We start from the raw sequence: 18,677 nt of genomic DNA on the forward strand, positions 1-18,677 counted from the left end.
GGGTGTCCGTGTCGGCCGCGCGGCGGTGCGCCGCTGCTGGTCGGGGCCCATCGTGCCACGCGGCACCCCTGCGACGACCGGTGCGCGGCGCCGCGGCGGGCACGGCGTCCGCGCGGTCCCGGCGGTGGCGCCCGCACCGCGGTCCGCGTCACCCGGGTGCGCGCCGCGGGGCGCCCCGGGAAGTGCCGTGACGATGAGAGGATCATCACCATGAAGGGACGCGTCCTGGTGGTCGACGACGACACCGCTCTGGCCGAGATGATCGGGATCGTGCTGCGCTCCGAGGGGTTCGACCCCGTCTTCTGCGAGGACGGGGACGAGGCGCTCGGCGTCTTCCGGCAGTCGCAGCCGGACCTCGTGCTGCTCGACCTCATGCTGCCCGGCAAGGACGGCAACGAGGTGTGCCGGCTGATCCGTGCCGAGTCGGGCGTGCCGATCGTCATGCTCACGGCCAAGAGCGACACGGTCGACGTCGTGCTGGGCCTCGAGTCGGGCGCCGACGACTACATCTCCAAGCCGTTCAAGCCCAAGGAGCTCGTGGCGCGCGTGCGCGCCCGGCTGCGGCGCAGCGACGAGCCGGCGCCCGAGCACCTCGCGATCGGCGACCTGTCGATCGACGTCCCGGGCCACCGCGTCGAGCGTGCGGGGCGCCCCATCGCGCTCACGCCGCTCGAGTTCGACCTCCTGGTCGCGCTCGCGCGCAAGCCCTGGCAGGTCTTCACGCGCGAGGTCCTGCTGGAGAAGGTCTGGGGCTACCGGCACGCGGCCGACACGCGGCTCGTGAACGTCCACGTGCAGCGCCTGCGCTCGAAGATCGAGACCGACCCCGAGCGTCCCGAGATCGTCGTGACGGTGCGTGGCGTCGGCTACAAGGCGGGCGTCGGCGGCGCGTGAGCGCGTCCCCGGCCACGGTCGAGCGCACGCCGCGCCGCGGGGCGTGGCGCCGGCTCGGCCGCGCACGCGCCGGGCGTCGTCTGCGCGCCCTGGCGGGCCGCTGGCGCTCGTCGCTCCAGCTGCGCGTGCTCGTCTCGACGCTCGGGCTGGGGCTCGTCGCGCTCGCGCTGATCGGCGTCTACGTCGGCGACCGCATGAGCGCGGGACTCTTCGAGGCGCGCCGCGACCAGGTGCTCGCCGAGAGCGCGCGCAGCACGCAGCAGGCGCAGGACTCGCTCGCGGCGTCGACCGCGAGCACGCCCGGGGACGTCGCGATCCTGCTCGAGGACGTGACGAACGCGCAGCGCGCCGGCGGGTCGGGCGACCGTGACGTGTTCCTGCTGCGCGCGCCGGGCCAGGCGGGGTTCGGCGTCGGCGCGACGGCGAGCGACCTCACGCTCGTCGACCTCGTCAGCCGCGAGCTCAAGCAGGCGACCGCGGGCGACGGCCAGCAGTGGCAGTCCGTCGCGATCCCCGTGGGCGACCGCGTCGAGCCGGGGATCGTCGTCGGTCAGGACGTCGAGGTGCCCACCGCGGGCACGTACCAGATGTTCTTCCTGTACTCGTTGCAGGCCGAGCAGGACCGGCTCGACTTCCTGCTGCGCACGCTCGGGTTCGCGGCCGCCGCGCTGGTCGTGCTGCTCGGCGGCATGACGTGGCTCGTGACGCGCCGCACCGTGCACCCCGTGCGCCGCGCCGCGCACGTCGCCGAGCGCCTCGCGGACGGGCACCTGTCGGAGCGCATGGCCGTGCACGGGCAGGACGAGATGGCGACGCTGGCGCGGTCGTTCAACGAGATGGCGGGCAGCCTGCAGGACCAGATCCACCGCATGGAGGAGCTCTCGACGCTGCAGCGCCGCTTCGTGTCCGACGTGTCGCACGAGCTGCGCACGCCGCTCACGACCATCCGCATGGCGGGCGAGGTCATCCACGGTGCGCGCGACGAGTTCGACCCCGCCGTCAAGCGCTCCGCCGAGCTGCTGGCCACGCAGCTCGACCGCTTCGAGGACCTGCTCGCCGACCTCCTGGAGATCAGCCGCTTCGACGCGGGCGCCGCCGTCCTCGACGCCGAGGGCCGCGACCTGCGGGACATCGTCATGCAGGCCGTCGACAACGCCGTGCCGCTCGCCGCGCGCCGCGGGTCCTGGCTGCAGGTCGAGCTGCCCGACCAGCGCGCCGACGCCGACGTCGACCCGCGCCGCGTCGAGCGCGTCCTGCGCAACCTGCTCGTCAACGGCATCGAGCACGCCGACGGCTCGGCGGTCGAGGTGCGCGTGGGCGTCGACCCGACGGCCGTCGCGGTGACCGTGCGCGACCACGGCGTCGGCATGACCGCGGACGAGGCGCTGCACGTGTTCGACCGCTTCTGGCGCGCCGACCCCGCGCGGGCGCGCACGACCGGCGGCACGGGGCTCGGCCTGGCGATCTCGCTCGAGGACGCGCACCTGCACGGCGGCACGCTCGAGGCGTGGGGGCGGCCGGGGCGCGGTGCCTGCTTCCGTCTCACGCTGCCCCGACGCGCCGGCATCCGGCTCTCGGGCTCGCCGCTGCCCCTCGTCCCCGGCCCCGACGCCCCGGTCGCCGACGCGGCGCCGCTGCGCAGCACGGACCCGGCGGCGCTGCCCGAGCTGCCGCCCATGACGGGGGAGATCGCGATCGTGAGCAACGCGTCGGACCCGGCGCGCACCGACGTGCGCCTCGACGACACGGCCGACGTGCCGGCCCACGGACGGAGGCAGCCGTGAGCCGGGTCCGGGGCGCGGCGCCGGCCGTCGTGCTGGTCGTCGGCGTGCTCGTCGGGTGCGCGGCGATCCCCACGTCGGGGCCCGTGACCGAGGGCGACGGCGTGGTGCGCGAGCAGGAGGGGGTCGTGGTGCTGGCGCAGGGCCCGCAGGCGGACGCCGACCCGGCGGCCATCGTCGAGGGCTTCCTGCTCGCGAGCGACGCCGAGGTCACGGGCGACTTCGAGGTCACGCGGCAGTTCCTCGCGGCGGACGAGCGCACCGAGTGGGACCCGGGCGCGTCGACCGTCGTCGCGAGCCGCACCAAGGTCGAGCAGACGGGGGAGGCGCAGGTCACGGTGTCCGTCGACGTGTCCGCACGGCTCGACGCCGACGGGCGGTACGCCGAGGCGCCCGCCGACGCGCGCGAGACCCTGCGCTACGAGCTCGTGCAGGACGCGCGCGGGCACTGGCGGATCGCGCACGCACCCGACGGCGTCGTGGTGACCGCGCGGCGGTTCGAGCAGCAGTTCCGCGCCACCTCGCTGTACTTCCTGTCGCCGGACGAGAAGATGCTCGTCCCCGAGGTCCGATGGTTCCGCGACCGCAACGTCCCGACCGCCGTGGTCCGGGCTCTGCTCGCCGGCCCGTCGCCGTGGCTGCGGGACGCGGTGACGACCGCGGTGCCCGCGGGCGCCGAGCTCAAGCCCGAGGCGGTCACGCTCGAGCAGGGCGGGGTCGCCGAGCTGACGCTCGAGCCCGCGCAGGCCGTGCAGGACGCCGACCGTGGCCTGCTGCTGGCGCAGCTCGAGGCGTCGCTCCGCGCGCTCGGCATCACGACGGTCCACGTGCAGGCCGGCGCGACGGGGGCGCCGCTCGAGGGCCGTGCCGCCGACCTGGTGACGCCCGACCCGGGGGAGCTCGAGCTGCTCGTCGACGGCCGCACGCTCGCGCTCGTCGACGGCGTCGCCGCTCCCGTGGACGGCGTGGGGGCCGTGGCCGGTGCGGCGCCGCGCGCGATCGCGCGGTCGGCGGACGGGTCCGTGCGCGTCGCGCTCGCCGACGCGAGCACGCTCGTCGCCCTGCCGGTCGGGGCCGCCGCGCAGCGGACGCTGCTGACGGGAGCGGGGCTCGCGGCACCGTCGGTCGACCGGTTCGGCTGGGTGTGGACCGCGCGCGTCTCGGCGCCGGGGCGCCTCGACACCGTGCGGCTCGACGGGACGACCACCGAGGTGGCGGCCGAGTGGCTGCTCGGGCGCACGGTGCGCGCGGTGCGCGTGTCGCGCGACGCCTCGCGCGTGGCGATCGTCTCGGACGGTCCCGACGGGACCACGCTCGACGTCGCGGGCGTCGTGCGGGACGACGACGGCGCCCCGGTCGCGATCGGCCCGGCGCTGCGCGTCGGGGCGCCGCTCACGCCGACCGGCCCGGTCGTGTGGGTCGACGACGTGACGCTCGCGGTGCTCGCCGACGGCGACGCCGGCGCGGCCCCGTACCTCGTGACGGTCGCGGGACGCAGCACGTCGTTGCCGGCGGTCGCCGACGCGGTCGCGCTCGCGGCGGACCGGGGCGAGCGCACGCTGTACGTCGTGACCGCGGAGGGGGAGCTGCTGCGTCACCAGGGCGGCACGTGGGTCGCAGTCCCGGGCGTGACGGGCGACCTCGACGTGACCGGGGTCGCGTTCCCCGGCTGACGTGCGGCCGGGCCCGGGCCGAGCCGCCCACGGCCCCGGGACCCCCGGCGTCGGTCCCCGACGACGGGGGTCCCGGGGTCGTCGGCCGCCGTCGGCACGGGAGGCTGCCGGTGTGCACGACGAACCCCGGCGGACGCGCCACGACCCGGCCGCGCAGCCCGCGTCGAGCGCCACGGTCTGCGTGGCGCTCGCGGTCGCGGCCGCGCGCGACCTCGTGCGGCTCGTGGTGCCCGTCGCGTGCGCCGGCTGCGGGCTCGCCGACGTGCCGTGGTGCGACGCGTGCGCCGCGCACCTGCACGGTCCGCCGGTCCGCCGCGACCACGGCGCGGGGCGGCTCGACCTGCTCGAGGGGCGGACCCTGCTGCCGGTGCTCGCGCCCGCGGCGTTCGCCGGGCCGGTCCGGCACGCCGTGACCGCGTGGAAGGACGGCGGACGCGCCGACCTCGACCGTCCGTTCGCGGCGGCGCTGCGCCGGACGGGTCGGCACCTCGGCGGCGCGGCGGACCGCGGCGGGTCGGACCCGTCGGTGCCGTCGGCGTCGCGCCCGTCGGGACGCCGGGCGTCGGCGTCGCAGGCCGGTGCCCGGCGGGTGGCGGGTGCCGTGCTCGTCGTCGCGGTGCCGTCGTCCGCCGCGGCGCGCCGGCGCCGCGGCCGGGCCCCCGTGGACGTGCTCGCGGGCGCCGTCGCCGCGGGGCTGCGCGACGTCGGCGTCGAGGCGCGCCGCGCCGCGCCCCTCGTGCGGGCAGCGGGCCCCGACCTCGCCGGCCTCGGGGCGCGGGCGCGCGGCGCGGCGCTCGTCGGGCGCGTCCGCGTGCGCCGGGCGAGGGCGGTCCGGGGGCGGGAGGTCGTGCTGGTCGACGACGTCCTGACCACGGGTGCGACCCTCGCCGCGTGCCACGCCGCGCTCGTCGCCGCCAGCGCCCGCGTGCGGGCCGCGTGCACGCTCGCCGCGACGCCGTCGCCGGACGACCCGGCGGCCGCGAGGGTCCCCCGGACGGCCGTGGCGCATGTGCGTTCCGGTGCCCGCTCGGGATAGCGTGGGGTCCTGGGAACGACGCCGCGAGGCGCCCGCCGCAGCAGTCGAGCGGTGGTGCGTGCGCGCGGAGGAGGTGATGCCGCCCGTGCCCCCGTCGTGGGGCCGCAGACGTACTCGTCCGGGCGGGCGGCGCCCGCCCCCGACCTCTCAGGAGGCCCACATGGAGATCGTGGTTGCAGGCCGGCACACCGAGGTGACGACGCGGTACCGCGAGCACCTCGCGAACAAGCTCGCGAAGATCGAGCAGCTGGCCCCCCGCGCGCAGCGCGTCGACGTGCTCGTCTCGCACGAGGCGAGCCACAAGCAGTCGGGCAGCAGCGAGAAGGTCGAGCTCACGGTGATCGACAAGGGGCCCGTGATCCGGGCGGAGGCGTGCGCGGACGACGCGTACGCGGCCCTGGACATCGCGATGGGGCGCCTGCTCGAGCGGCTGCGGCGCGCGCGCGACCGGCGCAAGGACCACCGCAACCACACTCCGCTGACGCCCGTCGACGTGCGTCCGCCGAGCCCCCCGCAGGAGGAGGCGGACGCCGCACCCGAGCCCGGGCCGGACGGCGTCGTCGAGACGCCGCTCGGCGACTCGCCGGTGCTGATCCGCGAGAAGGTCCACCGGGCCGAGCCGATGACGGTCGACGACGCGCTGTACGAGATGGAGCTCGTCGGGCACGACTTCTTCCTGTTCGTCGACGCCGAGACCGCGCAGCCGTCGGTGGCCTACCGTCGGCGCGGCTGGAGCTACGGGGTGATCAAGCTCGACGTGCCGGTCGCCACGACGCAGGCCGCCGCGGGCTGACGCGGGCTGCGCCGCGCGACGTGCGGGGACGGTCGCCGACCGTCCCCGCACGTGCGCCCGGCCCGGTGTCGGTGGTGACCGGCAGGATCGGCGCATGACCCGCGTGCCACCGACCGAGCGGCTCACGCCCGCGCAGGCCCGCCGGGCCGTGCTGCGCGCGTCGGGGCTGCACCGCCGCCGCCCCGAGCGCCCGACGCCCGCCGGCACGCGCGCGCTCCAGCAGGTCGTCGACCGGCTGGGGCTGCTGCAGATCGACTCGGTCAACGTGCTCGCGCGCGCGCACCTGATGCCGGTCTACGCGCGGGTCGGCCCGTGGGACGTCACGGCGCTCGACCGCGCGACGTCGCGCCCGCCGCGCCGGCTGGTCGAGACGTGGGCGCACGAGGCCTCGTTCGTGCCGCCCGCGACGTTCCGGGACCTGGCGTTCAAGCAGGCCGCGAACCGTGCGCGCGTCGAGCGCCGCGGCGACGCCCTGCACGGCGTCCCCATCGCAGACGCGCCCGAGGTCGCGCGCGTCCGCGCGGTGATCGACGAGCGCGGGCCCCTGACCGCGCGCGAGGTGCGGGCCGTGCTCGGCGGCGACGGCCGCCGCGCGCAGGCGTGGGGCTGGGCGTGGACCGACGCCAAGCGCGCCCTCGAGCACCTGTTCCTCGTCGGCGAGCTCACCAGCGCCGGACGCAACGCGCAGTTCGAGCGGCGCTACGACCGTCCCGACCGCGTGCTCCCGCCCGACGTGCTCGCGGCGCCCCCGGTCGACGAGCCCACCGCGCGCCGACGGCTGGTCGAGCAGGCGGCGCGCGCGCACGGCGTCGCGAGCGTGCGCTGCCTCGCGGACCACTGGCGCACGGCGCTCGCCCCGACGCACGCGGTGGTCGCCGAGCTGGTCGACGACGGCACGCTCGTCCCGGTCGAGGTGGCGGGCTGGCGTGGGCCGCTGTACCGCCACCGCGACGCGACGGTCCCGCGACGTGCGCAGGGCCGCACGCTGCTGAGCCCGTTCGACCCCCTCGTCTGGGAGCGCACGCGCACCGAGTCGCTGTTCGGCCTGCGGTACCGCATCGAGATCTACACGCCGGCGCACGCGCGCGTGTGGGGCTACTACGTGCTGCCGTTCCTGCTGGGGGACCGGCTCGTCGCGCTCGTCGACCTCAAGGCCGACCGGCGTGACGGCGTGCTGCGCGTCCACGCCGCCCACCGTGCGCCCGGCCCGGCGGGCGACGTGGCCGCCGGTGCGCCCGCCGACGGCGAGGTCGCGCACGAGCTCGCCGCCGAGCTGTGGTCGGTCGTGCGGTGGCTCGGGCTCGACGACGTGCGCACGGGCCCGGACGCGGCGGGCGACCTCGTCGCACCCCTCGCCGGCGCGCTCCGGCCGACCGCGCCCTGAGGGACGCTCACGCAGGTCGCGCGGCTCGCCTACGATGGTCGGGCCCCGGCCGAGCGGTCGGGTGACATGCGCCGCCCCGATGCCGCGAGCGGACGGGCGCCAACGACGTCGGGAGAGTTGCGTGACGGCGATCCTCGAGAAGGTCCTCCGGCTGGGCGAGGGGCGGATCCTCAAGAAGCTGTCCGGCATCGCCGCCCAGGTCAACGCGCTGGAGGACAGCTTCCTGTCGCTGTCCGACGCCGAGCTGCGCGAGGAGACCGACCGGTTCCGCGCCCGGCTCGCCGACGGCGAGAAGCTCGACGACCTGCTGCCCGAGGCGTTCGCCGCGGTGCGCGAGGCGTCGCGCCGCACGCTCGGGCAGCGGCACTTCGACGTCCAGCTCATGGGCGGCGCCGCGCTGCACCTCGGCAACATCGCCGAGATGAAGACCGGTGAGGGCAAGACCCTCGTCGCGACCGCGCCCGCCTACCTCAACGCGCTGACCGGCAAGGGCGTGCACGTCGTCACGGTCAACGACTACCTCGCCGGCTACCAGGCCGACCTCATGGGGCGGGTCTACCGCTTCCTCGGGCTGACGACCGGCACGATCCTGTCGAACCTCACGCCGGCGCAGCGCCGCGAGCAGTACGCCGCGGACATCACGTACGGCACGAACAACGAGTTCGGCTTCGACTACCTGCGCGACAACATGGCGTGGAGCGTCGACGACCTCGTGCAGCGCGGCCACCACTTCGCGATCGTCGACGAGGTCGACTCGATCCTCATCGACGAGGCCCGCACGCCGCTCATCATCTCGGGCCCGGCGTCGGGCGACGCGAACCGCTGGTACGGCGAGTTCGCCAAGGTCGTGCGCCGCCTCGAGCGCGAGCGCGACTACGAGGTGGACGAGAAGAAGCGCACGGTCGGCGTGCTCGAGCCGGGCATCGCGCGCGTCGAGGACTACCTCGGCATCGACAACCTCTACGAGTCGCTCAACACGCCGCTCATCGGGTTCCTCAACAACGCCATCAAGGCCAAGGAGCTGTTCCGCCGCGACAAGGACTACGTCGTCCTCAACGGCGAGGTGCTCATCGTCGACGAGCACACGGGCCGCATCCTGCCCGGCCGTCGCTACAACGAGGGCATGCACCAGGCCATCGAGGCGAAGGAGGGCGTGGCCATCAAGGCCGAGAACCAGACGCTCGCCACGATCACGCTGCAGAACTACTTCCGCCTCTACAGCAAGCTCGGCGGCATGACGGGTACCGCCGAGACCGAGGCGGCCGAGTTCCAGGGCACCTACAAGCTCGGCGTCGTCCCGATCCCCACCAACCGGGACATGGTCCGCATCGACCAGAAGGACCTCGTCTACAAGAGCGAGGAGGGCAAGTTCGACGCGGTCGTCGCCGACATCGTCGAGCGGCACGCCAAGGGTCAGCCCGTCCTCGTGGGCACGACGAGCGTCGAGAAGTCCGAGCTGCTGTCCGCCAAGCTCAAGAAGCAGGGCGTGCCGCACGAGGTCCTCAACGCCAAGCAGCACGCCCGGGAGGCCGCGATCGTCGCGCAGGCCGGCCGCAAGGGCGCCGTCACGGTCGCCACGAACATGGCCGGTCGAGGCACCGACATCATGCTCGGCGGCAACGCCGAGTTCACCGCGATCGCGGAGATGGCGCAGCGCGGTCTCGACCCCGCCGAGAACGCGGAGGAGTACGAGGCCGCGTGGCCCGAGGTGCTCGAGAAGGCGAAGGCGTCGGTCGCGGCCGAGCACGAGGAGGTCACCGAGCTCGGCGGCCTGTACGTGTTGGGCACCGAGCGCCACGAGTCGCGCCGCATCGACAACCAGCTGCGCGGCCGCTCGGGCCGTCAGGGCGACCCCGGCGAGTCGCGGTTCTACCTGTCGATGCAGGACGACCTCATGCGCCTGTTCAACTCCGGGCTGGCCGAGTCGATGATGACGCGCGCGGGCTTCCCCGAGGACATGCCGCTCGAGTCGAAGATCGTGACGCGGGGCATCCAGTCCGCGCAGTCGCAGGTCGAGGCGCGCAACTTCGAGATCCGCAAGAACGTCCTCAAGTACGACGACGTCATGTCCCGCCAGCGCGAGGTCATCTACGACCAGCGGCGGCGCGTGCTCGAGGGGGAGGACCTGCAGGAGCAGGTCGCGCACTTCCGCACCGACGTGCTGACGGACTACGTGCAGCTCGCGACCGCCGAGGGGCGCCCCGAGGACTGGGACCTCGAGGCGCTGTGGACGTCGCTGCGGGGCGTGTTCCCGATCACGATCACGCCCGAGGAGGTCGTCGAGCAGGCCGGCGGCGAGACGCGCCTGTCGTCCGAGCTCATCCTGCGTGAGGTGCTCTCGGACGCGGAGCACGCGTACGCCGAGCGCGAGGCCCAGCTGGGCGAGGCGAACATGCGCCAGCTCGAGCGGCGCGTCGTGCTGTCGGTCCTCGACCGCAAGTGGCGCGAGCACCTCTACGAGATGGACTACCTCAAGGAGGGCATCGGGCTGCGGGCGATGGCGCAGCGCGACCCGCTGGTCGAGTACCAGCGCGAGGGCTTCCAGCTGTTCAACGCGATGACCGACGCCATCAAGGAGGAGTCGGTCCAGTACCTCTACAACCTCGAGGTGCAGGTCCAGGAGCCCACGGACGCCGCGACGCCGGGTGCGCCGGTCGTCAGCGCCGACTCGGCCGCGCTCGCGGCGGGTTCTGCGGGTGCCGCGGCGGCCGCGCAGCGGCCCGCCCCGGCGGACGCGGGCGAGGGGCGACTGGTCGCCAAGGGGCTCGACGGCCCGGCCGAGCGGACGCCGCTGCAGTACACGGCCCCGTCGGCCGACGGTGACGGCGCGGTCGTCACGAGCGGCGAGGACGGCGCCCCCGCCCGCAGCGCCGCCTCGGGCGACGGCAACCGCGCGGACCGTCGCAAGAAGGCCAAGGGCCAGCGCAAGCGCTGACCACGTGACGACGCCCGCCGCGGGGAGACCCGCGGCGGGCGTCGTCGTGCTCGGGCGGGTCAGCCGATGTCGAGCGTCGTGACGCGCCACGTCCCGCGGTGCGCCTCGATCCGCAGCGCCACGGCGCGGACGCGGACGCCGTCGTCGACCACGAGGCACGCCTCGGCCGCGTGCGGGTCGACCGCGCACACGCGCACCCGGCGAGCCGCCGGCTGGCGCGCGTGGGTCAGCACGCCGGTGCGGCGCACGAGGTCGGCGCGCCGCTGCAGCGAGTCCAGCACGCCCGGCGCGACCCATCGCGCGAGCTGGGCCGCCGGGCGCCGCCCGAGCGCCGCCTCCACGCACGCGATGCCCACCCCGTGCGCGAACCGCCGTGGGTCGGTCGTGGGAGGCGCGCCCCTGTCGTCCTCGTCGACCACCAGCGAGCGGTCCACGACCGAGAGTCGCCGGACGCGCTCGGTCAGGGTCGGCGGCGGCTCGGCCCGCGGTGCCGCACGCACGGCGGCGGGCTCGGGCGCCGGGACCAGGCGCAGGCGGGGTCGAGACCCGTGGGCGGCGCCGGGTGCGTCGGGCGGCGGTCCTGCCCGGTGGGCGACGGTCACGTCCGGGGCGGGCGCGACCAGGTGCGCGGCCCGCGCGGTGTCCCGTGCGGCGAAGACGGCCTCGAGCGGCGTCGGGAGGTCGTCGTGCGAGAGCTCGCTCATCGGGCGGCCCCCTCGAGCGGGCCGGGGGCGCGCAGCACCTGGCCGGGACGCAGGACGTCGGGGTCCGGCCCGATCGTGGCCTCGTTGGCGCGGTACCAGCGCGGCCACTCCGCGGCGATCTGCGCGTCCGTGGCGCCGGGCCCGAGCTGACGTGCCGCGACGGCCCAGAGGCTGTCACCGACGGCCACGACGACCGTCCCCTCCGTGTCGTGCTCGAAGGTAGTGAGCGTTGACGGGTCCCCGGGCGAGGCGCCGGACGGCCCGTCCGACGCCTCCGTGGCGCTGGGCGCCGCGTCACGCGCGTTCCCGGCCACGGCGGCCGGTGCGTCGGAGCGAGCCTCGTCGGGGTCGTCGTGCGTGGCGGTGCGGCCGTGCGCGGGGGACGCGTCGTCGCCGTCCGCGCGCTTCGCGGGCGCCGGAGGGGACGGCGTGCGCCCCTGCGTGGCGTCGTGGGTCCGTGAAGGCGCACCGACGGTGCCCGGTGCGTCCGTGGGTGCCCACCCCAGGTCGACGACGGTCGTGACGGCGGCGGCCGGGGGAGCGGCGTCGGTGGTCGCGTGCGCGCCGGTGGCGGCTCCGAGCCCGACGCCCGCGGCCACGGCGAGCGCGAGCGAACGGCGCACGAGCCCGGGCGCCCAGCGCTGCACCACGCGCTCGCCGGAGCGCCAGACGCCACCCGTCGCCCGCGCGAGCGCGCAGACGGCGGCGGCCAGCGCGGAGGCCCCCACCCACGCCGCGGCGGCCGCCCCGGCCGTCACCACGCCCGGGCCCACGAACGACTCGACCCGCCACAGGCGCGTGCTCGTGACCTGGTCGAGCGACCACCACGCGAGGAGCAGCGCGACGGCGAGCGCGGCCGTCCCCGTCAGCAGGAGGGTCGTCGCCGCGACGACCGGACGGCGGGCGCCCGATCGGGTGGGTGTCGTCGTCGTCTCCACGTGGCATCTCCCCTGATGGTGTCGTTTGATGTCGTTTGATGAAGCGAGGTGCCGTTAGGTGTAGTCCATGCGGGGGGATATGTCCAGTAAGGTCCGGCGCGTGACGAGCGACCACCCGGTGCGGCAGCCCCTCCCAGGTCGCTGGGAGCAGCTGTTCGCCGACCTCGAGGCGCAGCTCGCGGCCGGCCGCGAGCAGGACGCCCGCTGGGACGTCGCCGAGCTCACGCGTGCCGAGCGGTCACGGGTCCGGCTGGTCGACCGCCTGCGCGCCTCGGTGGGGAGCGGGGTGCGCGTCGTGACCGGGGGCGGTGACGCCGTCGACGGCCTCCTCGTCGAGGCCGCGGACGAGTGGCTGCTCGTCGACCTCGGGGTCGGGCGGCGCGCCGTCGTGCCCACGGCGGCCGTCCGCGTCGTCGAGGGCGTGGGTGCCCACGTCGCCCCGCCCGCGACGCGGACCGCGTCAGCCCTGGGGCTCGGCCACGTGCTGCGGGCGCTGGCGCGCGACCGCGTCGTCGCGTCGGTCCGCACCGAGGCGGCCACCCTCGTCGGCCGCCTCGAGAGGGTCGGTGCGGACCACGTCGACGTCGCGCTCGAGGCGCCCGCCTCGCGCGTCGCCGTGGTGCCGTTCGGCGCGGTGCTGGCGGTCGTCTCGCGATGAGGCCGCACGGGCGCGCGGGCTCGGCCGGGGGGACCGCGCGACGACGGCCCGGGGAGGCAGCCTCCGAGCGCGTGAACGGGTCAGACGGCGCCGTCGGAGGTCGCGCCGTGCGCGTTGCGTGCGCGCGTCTCGGCGTACATGCGCTCGATGTACCGCTCGAGCTCGGACGCCTCGACGCGCCACTGCATGCGGCCGCCGATCTGGATCGCGGGCAGCTCGCCCGACCGCACGAGCGCGTACGCCTGCGGCGCCGAGACGTTGAGGATCTCGGACACGTCGGCGAGCGTGAGGAACCGCGGTGCCATGGCGGCAGTCTCGCACGGGCACGCGCCGATCGGCAGTCGTCCACAGGCCTGGCCTCCGCATCCCCGGGCGCCGCGCCGACGCGCCACACTCGACCCTCATCCGCCGCTCCTCGCCGTCCGTGCCCGGGCGCCGAGGGCGCGGGTGCGCCACCCGTTCGACCCGACCGACCAGGAGCCGCCGTGGACACCTCCGTGCTCGACCTGCCCACCCCCGTCGCCGCGCGCGTCCGCCGGCCGGGCTGGCGCGACCCGCGCCTGCTCGTGGGGATCGCGCTCATCGCGGGATCGGTCGCGCTGGGCAGCTGGGTCGTGACCGACGCCCAGCGCACCGTGCCGGTGTACGTCGCCCGCGACGCGCTCGTGCCGGGCGCCGCGCTGACGGCCGACGCGATGGTCGTCGCGGACGTCCGGCTCGGCGACGACGTGGAGGCCTACCTGCGTGCCGACCGCCCCCTGCCGCCCGACGCGGTGCTGCTGCGCACCGTCGGCGGCGGCGAGCTCGTGCCGTCGGCCGCGGTCGGCGCGGCCGCCGAGCTCGACGTGCGCGCCGTGCCCGTGCCGCTCACGGGGCCGGCGCCCAGCGGGCTGGTCGCCGGTGGGCGGGTCGACCTGTGGTGGACGCCGGCCGACGTCGCGGAGACGGGCAGGGCGGCGCCCGAGCAGCTAGCGGACGGCCTGACGGTCGCCGAGCTCAGCACGTCGGACGGCGCGTTCGCCGCCGGCGGGGCACGGACCGTGCACGTCCTCGTGCCGCGCTCCGAGCTCTCGACCGTCCTGGGCGCGCTGGCCGGCGAGGGCACCGTCGGCGTCGTGCCGGTGCCGGGGGCCTGACGTGGGCGTCGGGGTGCTGTGCGCGGTGCAGGGGGCCGCGGAGACGGCGATCGTGCAGGCCGTCGAGGGATCGGGCGGGCTGCTGTCCGTCACGCGGCGCTGCGCCGACCTCACCGAGCTGCTCGCGGCCGCCGAGGCCGGGCTCGGCGGTCTCGCGGTGGTGTCGGGCGACCTCGACCGGCTCGACCGTGAGGCGGTCGCGGTGCTGCACCGCTGCGGCGTGCGCGTCGTCGGCCTGGGCGACCCGGCGCGGCCCTGGCTGGCCGAGCGGCTCGCGGCGCACGGCGCCGACGTCGTCGTCGACGTCGCGGCCGACGACGACGGCGCCGACGTCGTGAGCCGTGCGCTCGGGGTGCTGGGGGACGGCCCGCCCGTGGTCGCCGAGCCCGTGCCCGTCGCGGCGACGCGCCGCGGTGCGACCGTCGCGGTGTGGGGGCCCACCGGCGCGCCCGGGCGGACGTTCGTCGCGGTGAACCTGGCGGCCGAGATCGCGGCGCTGGGGCGCGCCACGCTCCTCGTCGACGCCGACACGTACGGCGGGGTCGTGGGGCAGGTGCTCGGCGTCCTCGACGAGGCGCCCGGGCTCGCGGCGGCGGCGCGCGCCGCCGGCCAGGGCGCGCTCGACCTGCCGACGCTGGCGCGGCTCGCGCCCGTCGTGCTGCCCGACCTGCGCCTGCTGTCGGGCATCGCCCGGGCCGACCGGTGGCCCGAGCTGCCCGGCAGTTCGCTCGAGGTCGTCCTCGGCCAGGCACGTGGTCTCGCCGACCTGACGGTGGTCGACACCGGGTTCTGCCTCGAGCAGGACGAGGTGCTCAGCTACGACACGCGTGCACCCGCGCGCAACGCGGCCACGCTCACGGCGCTCGAGCAGGCGGACCTCGTCGTCGTGGTCGGCGCGGCCGACCCGGTCGGCGTCCAGCGCCTCGTGCGGGCGCTCGGGGACGCGGCCGACGCCGGGCTCGCCACGACGCGCCGCGTCGTCGTCAACCGCGTGCGCCCGACGGTGGCCGGTGCGCGACCGGGGGAGGCCGTGGCGGCGGCGCTCGCGCGGTACGCCGGTGTGCAGGACGTCGTGCTCGTGCCCGAGGACCGTGCCGCGGTCGACGCCGCGATGCTCGAGGGGCGAGCGCTGCGCGAGGTGGCGCCCGGGTCGCCCGCGCGGCGCAGCGTCGCGGCGCTCGCGGCCGAGGTCGTCGCGGGGCTGACGGTCGACGCGCCGGAGGTGCGCGTCCCCGTCGCCTGACGCCGCGCGGCGGCACACTGGTCCCGTGCGCGTCTACCTGCCCGTGACCCTCGACGAGCTGCAGCACGGGTCGCCCGTGCTCCTGACCCCGCGCGTCGCGCACGCCGTGACGCCGCAGCTGCGCGCGACGTGGCCCGACGAGGACGAGGAAGGGTGGGAGTACGCCGCGCAGGCGGGCGCGGCCGACGACTCCCTCGTGCGTGTCGCCGGCAGCCCGGACGCGCCGCCGCTGCGCGTGGTCGTGGCCGCCGACGTGCCCGACGCCGCGGTGCGCGCCCTGACCGATCCTCCGGTGCCGTCGGCGGTCGAGCTGACGGCGGCCGTGGACCTTGCGGCGGTCGTCAGCGTGCACGTCGACGAGCCCGAGGCCGCCGCCGACGTGCGGGCCGTCGTGGACGGCGACGAGGCGGCGCTCGAGCGGCTCGAGGAACGCGACCTGCTCTGGTACGACGTCTCCGAGGTCGCCGACATCCCGTCGGTGTGACGTGCGTCGCGGCCCGGTGACGGACGGTCCCGTGACGTGATCCGCACCACCCCGGGCCGGTTGGACCGCACGCCCTCGGCTCGGGTAATGTTCACGGCCGGTGCGAGGCCGCGAGGCGCGCACCGCAGGAGCCGTGGTTTCCCCGTCGGGGCAGGTCACAGCCCTTGGGGTATGGTGTAATTGGCAGCACGACTGATTCTGGTTCAGTTAGTCTAGGTTCGAGTCCTGGTACCCCAGCGTTTGCACGGAGAGCTTCGGCTCTTCGTGCTGCACGAGCGCGTCCATCCTGGTGGTGGGTCCGTGGGCCACGGCGAGTTTCGACTCGGCGAGGTCATCGGGTAGAGTGCTCACTCGGCACACGGCCTTCGGGACGTGAGCAAGGCCCCCGTTGTGTAGCGGCCTAGCACGCCGCCCTCTCACGGCGGTAGCGCCGGTTCGAATCCGGTCGGGGGTACGGTCGAAGGCCCGGTCACCACAGGTGACCGGGTCTTCTTCGTGTCCGCTTCACTGCGTGCCGGGTGCTGCGCGCCCTCGGGGCGTCGTGTCCCGTGACGTCGCACCCCGGGGGCGTGCCTCTCCCGCGGGGTGCGACGCGTCGTGTCCCACGTCCGGGCCGCCCGAGGACGGACCGGCCCCGCCGAGGGCGCTCCGACCGTGGTCGGGACGCCCGCGACGGGGCCGGTAGCGACGTGCTCAGTCGGCGGTGCGCCGCAGCACCTCGGTGAGGCGGTTGGCGGCCGAGACGACCGCGGCGGCGTGGAGCCGGCCCGGCTGGCGCGACAGGCGCTCGAGGGGGCCCGACACGGACACGGCGGCGACGACGCGCCCCGACGGGCCGCGCACGGGCGCCGAGACCGACGCGACGCCCACCTCGCGCTCCGACACCGACTGCGCCCAGCCGCGGCGCCGCACACCCGACAGGATCGTCGCGGTGAACTTGGCGCCCTGCAGGCCGCGGTGCAGCCGGTCGGGCTCCTCCCACGCGAGCAGGACCTGCGCGGCCGACCCGGCCTGCATCGTGAGCGTCGCGCCCACGGGGATCGAGTCGCGCAGCCCGATCGGCCGCTCGGCGGCGGCGACGCAGATGCGCTGGTCGCCCTGGCGGCGGTAGAGCTGCGCGCTCTCGCCCGTGTGATCGCGCAGGAGCGTGAGCACGGGGCCCGCGGCCGCGAGCAGCCGGTCCTCGCCCGCGGCGGTCGCGAGCTCGGAGAGACGGGGCCCGAGCACGAACCGACCCTGCAGGTCGCGGGCGACCAGGCGGTGGTGCTCGAGCGCGACGGCCAGCCGGTGGGCCGTCGGGCGGGCAAGATGGGTGGCGGCGACCAGCTGTGCGAGGGTCGCGGGTCCGGCCTCCAGAGCGCTCAGCACCGACGCGGCCTTGTCCAGGACGCCGACTCCGCTAGAGTTGTCCATAGGTCGATATTGGCGTCTCGCAGGCTGAGATGCAAGCCGGAGGGCGACACACCCCCCGGCGACGAGGTCGACAGCCACACCGGGAGGCCCCCGCCCCGGACGAGAGGAAACGAACTGACATGGCCCGCACGCTCGCGGAGAAGGTCTGGGACGCGCACGTCGTGCGGCGCGGCACGGACGGCGCACCCGACCTGCTGTACATCGACCTGCACCTCGTGCACGAGGTCACGAGCCCGCAGGCGTTCGAGGGTCTGCGGCTCGCGGGTCGTCCCGTGCGGCGCCCCGACCTCACGCTCGCGACCGAGGACCACAACACGCCCACGCTCGACATCGACCGGCCCATCGCCGACGCGACGAGCCGCACGCAGATCGAGACGCTGCGCGCCAACGCCGCCGAGTTCGGCGTGCGCATCCACTCGCTCGGCGACGCGGACCAGGGCATCGTGCACCAGGTCGGCCCGCAGCTCGGGCTCACGCAGCCCGGCCTCACGGTCGTCTGCGGCGACTCCCACACGTCGACGCACGGCGCGTTCGGCGCGCTCGCGTTCGGCATCGGCACGTCCGAGGTCGAGCACGTGCTCGCGACGCAGACGCTGCCGCTCGCGCCGTTCAAGACCATGGCGATCACCGTGAACGGCGCGCTGCCCATCGGCGCGACGGCCAAGGACATCATCCTCGCCGTCATCGCGAAGATCGGGACCGGTGGCGGGCAGGGGTACGTCCTGGAGTACCGCGGCGAGGCGATCCGCAGCCTGTCGATGGAGGGCCGCATGACGGTCTGCAACATGTCCATCGAGGCCGGTGCGCGCGCGGGCATGATCGCGCCCGACGAGACCACGTTCGAGTACCTCCAGGGCCGCCCGCACGCGCCCGAGGGCGCCGACTGGGACGCCGCGGTCGAGTACTGGCGCACGCTGCGCACCGACGACGACGCGCAGTTCGACGCCGAGGTCGTGCTCGAGGCCGCCGACCTCGAGCCGTTCGTCACGTGGGGCACCAACCCCGGCCAGGGCCTGCCGCTGTCGGGACGCGTGCCCGTGCCCGAGGAGATCGCCGACGCCAACGAGCGCGTCGCCGCCGAGCGCGCGATCGAGTACATGGGCCTGACGCCCGGGCAGCCGCTGCGTGACATCAAGGTCGACACGGTCTTCATCGGCTCGTGCACCAACGGGCGCATCGAGGACCTGCGGGCCGTCGCCAAGCTCGTCAAGGACCGCACCAAGCACGAGGACGTCCGCGTGCTGGTCGTGCCCGCGTCGGCGCGCGTGCGGCTGCAGGCCGAGGCCGAGGGGCTCGACAAGATCTTCCTCGACTTCGGTGCCGAGTGGCGCAACGCCGGCTGCTCGATGTGCCTGGGCATGAACCCCGACCAGCTCGCACCGGGGGAGCGCTCGGCGTCGACGTCGAACCGCAACTTCGAGGGCCGGCAGGGCAAGGGCGGGCGCACGCACCTCGTGTCGCCGCTCGTCGCGGCCGCCACCGCGATCCGCGGCACGCTGTCCTCGGTCGCCGACCTCGGCGACGACGTGCCCGTGCCCGACGGCAGCCCGCTGGCGCCCGACGCCACGCTGCAGACCGTCTGACGCCCCCGCGACCCCCCGACAG

At 75.9% G+C, this 18,677-nt stretch carries 16 protein-coding genes and 2 tRNA genes; 14 read left to right on the top strand and 4 right to left on the bottom strand.

What is annotated here, in order from left to right:
• The first annotated feature begins 210 nt into the window (after positions 1-210).
• From mtrA to secA, 7 genes are all read left to right on the top strand, one after another.
• Positions 211-894: an MtrAB system response regulator MtrA gene (gene mtrA, locus E4A51_RS01710; protein WP_046528747.1), complete on the top strand. Its 684-nt coding sequence runs from the start codon at positions 211-213 to the stop codon at positions 892-894.
• Positions 891-2,678, top strand: a complete 1,788-nt coding sequence (mtrB, locus tag E4A51_RS01715) for an MtrAB system histidine kinase MtrB (RefSeq protein ID WP_082740345.1) — start codon at positions 891-893, stop codon at positions 2,676-2,678. The genes mtrA and mtrB overlap by 4 nt, the downstream gene beginning before the upstream one ends.
• Entirely contained in the window at positions 2,675-4,348 is a 1,674-nt protein-coding gene (locus tag E4A51_RS01720) for an LpqB family beta-propeller domain-containing protein (protein WP_070320948.1), read from the top strand. The genes mtrB and E4A51_RS01720 overlap by 4 nt, the downstream gene beginning before the upstream one ends.
• A 112-nt stretch (positions 4,349-4,460) precedes the next feature.
• Positions 4,461-5,384, top strand: coding sequence for a ComF family protein (locus E4A51_RS01725; RefSeq protein WP_240696336.1), 924 nt, complete (start codon positions 4,461-4,463; stop codon positions 5,382-5,384).
• A 160-nt stretch (positions 5,385-5,544) separates the two neighbouring features.
• Positions 5,545-6,177, top strand: a complete 633-nt coding sequence (hpf, locus tag E4A51_RS01730; protein WP_046528745.1) for a ribosome hibernation-promoting factor, HPF/YfiA family — start codon at positions 5,545-5,547, stop codon at positions 6,175-6,177.
• A gap of 94 nt (positions 6,178-6,271) precedes the next feature.
• On the top strand, positions 6,272-7,561 hold the full coding sequence (locus tag E4A51_RS01735; protein ID WP_134850713.1) for a winged helix-turn-helix domain-containing protein: 1,290 nt from the start codon (positions 6,272-6,274) through the stop codon (positions 7,559-7,561).
• Positions 7,562-7,682: 121 nt separating this feature from the next.
• Positions 7,683-10,496, top strand: coding sequence for a preprotein translocase subunit SecA (gene secA / locus E4A51_RS01740; protein WP_134850714.1), 2,814 nt, complete (start codon positions 7,683-7,685; stop codon positions 10,494-10,496).
• Between the two features lie 59 nt (positions 10,497-10,555).
• Here the strand turns inward: secA and E4A51_RS01745 are convergent, their stop codons facing one another.
• Both E4A51_RS01745 and E4A51_RS01750 read right to left on the bottom strand, forming a co-directional pair.
• Positions 10,556-11,200 carry an Rv3235 family protein gene (locus E4A51_RS01745; RefSeq protein ID WP_134850715.1) on the bottom strand — a complete coding sequence of 215 codons (645 nt, stop codon included), beginning with the start codon at positions 11,198-11,200 and terminating at the stop codon, positions 10,556-10,558.
• Positions 11,197-12,138 (bottom strand): LysM peptidoglycan-binding domain-containing protein, encoded by a 942-nt coding sequence (locus E4A51_RS01750; protein ID WP_070320343.1) that lies wholly within the window; start codon positions 12,136-12,138, stop codon positions 11,197-11,199. The genes E4A51_RS01745 and E4A51_RS01750 overlap by 4 nt, the downstream gene beginning before the upstream one ends.
• Positions 12,139-12,238: 100 nt before the next feature.
• Here E4A51_RS01750 and E4A51_RS01755 point away from each other — a divergent pair, with 100 nt between their 5' ends.
• Positions 12,239-12,796 carry a hypothetical protein gene (locus E4A51_RS01755; protein ID WP_240696337.1) on the top strand — a complete coding sequence of 186 codons (558 nt, stop codon included), beginning with the start codon at positions 12,239-12,241 and terminating at the stop codon, positions 12,794-12,796.
• Between the two features lie 80 nt (positions 12,797-12,876).
• On the opposite strand, the gene E4A51_RS01760 is transcribed toward E4A51_RS01755, so the two are convergent.
• Positions 12,877-13,101, bottom strand: coding sequence for a helix-turn-helix domain-containing protein (locus E4A51_RS01760; protein ID WP_046528740.1), 225 nt, complete (start codon positions 13,099-13,101; stop codon positions 12,877-12,879).
• A 180-nt stretch (positions 13,102-13,281) separates the two neighbouring features.
• On the opposite strand from E4A51_RS01760, the gene E4A51_RS01765 reads away from it, so the two are divergent.
• The 5 genes from E4A51_RS01765 (at position 13,282) to E4A51_RS01785 (ending at position 16,113) form a co-directional block, all read left to right on the top strand.
• Positions 13,282-13,932: a hypothetical protein gene (locus E4A51_RS01765; protein WP_070320341.1), complete on the top strand. Its 651-nt coding sequence runs from the start codon at positions 13,282-13,284 to the stop codon at positions 13,930-13,932.
• 25 nt (positions 13,933-13,957) lie between these two features.
• Positions 13,958-15,175, top strand: coding sequence for a hypothetical protein (locus tag E4A51_RS01770; RefSeq protein WP_233421186.1), 1,218 nt, complete (start codon positions 13,958-13,960; stop codon positions 15,173-15,175).
• Between the two features lie 25 nt (positions 15,176-15,200).
• Positions 15,201-15,659 carry a hypothetical protein gene (locus E4A51_RS01775; RefSeq protein ID WP_134850716.1) on the top strand — a complete coding sequence of 153 codons (459 nt, stop codon included), beginning with the start codon at positions 15,201-15,203 and terminating at the stop codon, positions 15,657-15,659.
• Between the two features lie 165 nt (positions 15,660-15,824).
• Positions 15,825-15,896 (top strand) — tRNA-Gln (locus E4A51_RS01780).
• 144 nt (positions 15,897-16,040) lie between these two features.
• Positions 16,041-16,113, top strand: a tRNA-Glu gene (locus tag E4A51_RS01785).
• A 239-nt stretch (positions 16,114-16,352) separates the two neighbouring features.
• Here the strand turns inward: E4A51_RS01785 and E4A51_RS01790 are convergent.
• Positions 16,353-17,072: an IclR family transcriptional regulator gene (locus E4A51_RS01790; protein ID WP_013117541.1), complete on the bottom strand. Its 720-nt coding sequence runs from the start codon at positions 17,070-17,072 to the stop codon at positions 16,353-16,355.
• A gap of 119 nt (positions 17,073-17,191) precedes the next feature.
• Between E4A51_RS01790 and leuC the strand changes: the two genes are divergently transcribed.
• Positions 17,192-18,655, top strand: a complete 1,464-nt coding sequence (gene leuC, locus E4A51_RS01795; protein ID WP_046528736.1) for a 3-isopropylmalate dehydratase large subunit — start codon at positions 17,192-17,194, stop codon at positions 18,653-18,655.
• The last annotated feature ends 22 nt before the right edge of the window (positions 18,656-18,677 follow it).

This window comes from Cellulomonas sp. HD19AZ1 (genome assembly GCF_004535805.1).
Taxonomy (GTDB): Bacteria; Actinomycetota; Actinomycetes; order Actinomycetales; family Cellulomonadaceae; genus Cellulomonas; species Cellulomonas iranensis.

What these genes read in the sequence shown, in the direction of transcription:
- E4A51_RS01790 (WP_013117541.1), bottom strand. Translation starts at nt 17,072, where the DNA reads ATGGACAACTCTAGCGGAGTCGGCGTCCTGGACAAGGCCGCGTCGGTG.
- mtrA (WP_046528747.1), top strand. Translation starts at nt 211, where the DNA reads ATGAAGGGACGCGTCCTGGTGGTCGACGACGACACCGCTCTGGCCGAG.
- E4A51_RS01745 (WP_134850715.1), bottom strand. Translation starts at nt 11,200, where the DNA reads ATGAGCGAGCTCTCGCACGACGACCTCCCGACGCCGCTCGAGGCCGTC.
- hpf (WP_046528745.1), top strand. Translation starts at nt 5,545, where the DNA reads ATGGAGATCGTGGTTGCAGGCCGGCACACCGAGGTGACGACGCGGTAC.
- E4A51_RS01760 (WP_046528740.1), bottom strand. Translation starts at nt 13,101, where the DNA reads ATGGCACCGCGGTTCCTCACGCTCGCCGACGTGTCCGAGATCCTCAAC.
- leuC (WP_046528736.1), top strand. Translation starts at nt 17,192, where the DNA reads ATGGCCCGCACGCTCGCGGAGAAGGTCTGGGACGCGCACGTCGTGCGG.
- E4A51_RS01735 (WP_134850713.1), top strand. Translation starts at nt 6,272, where the DNA reads ATGACCCGCGTGCCACCGACCGAGCGGCTCACGCCCGCGCAGGCCCGC.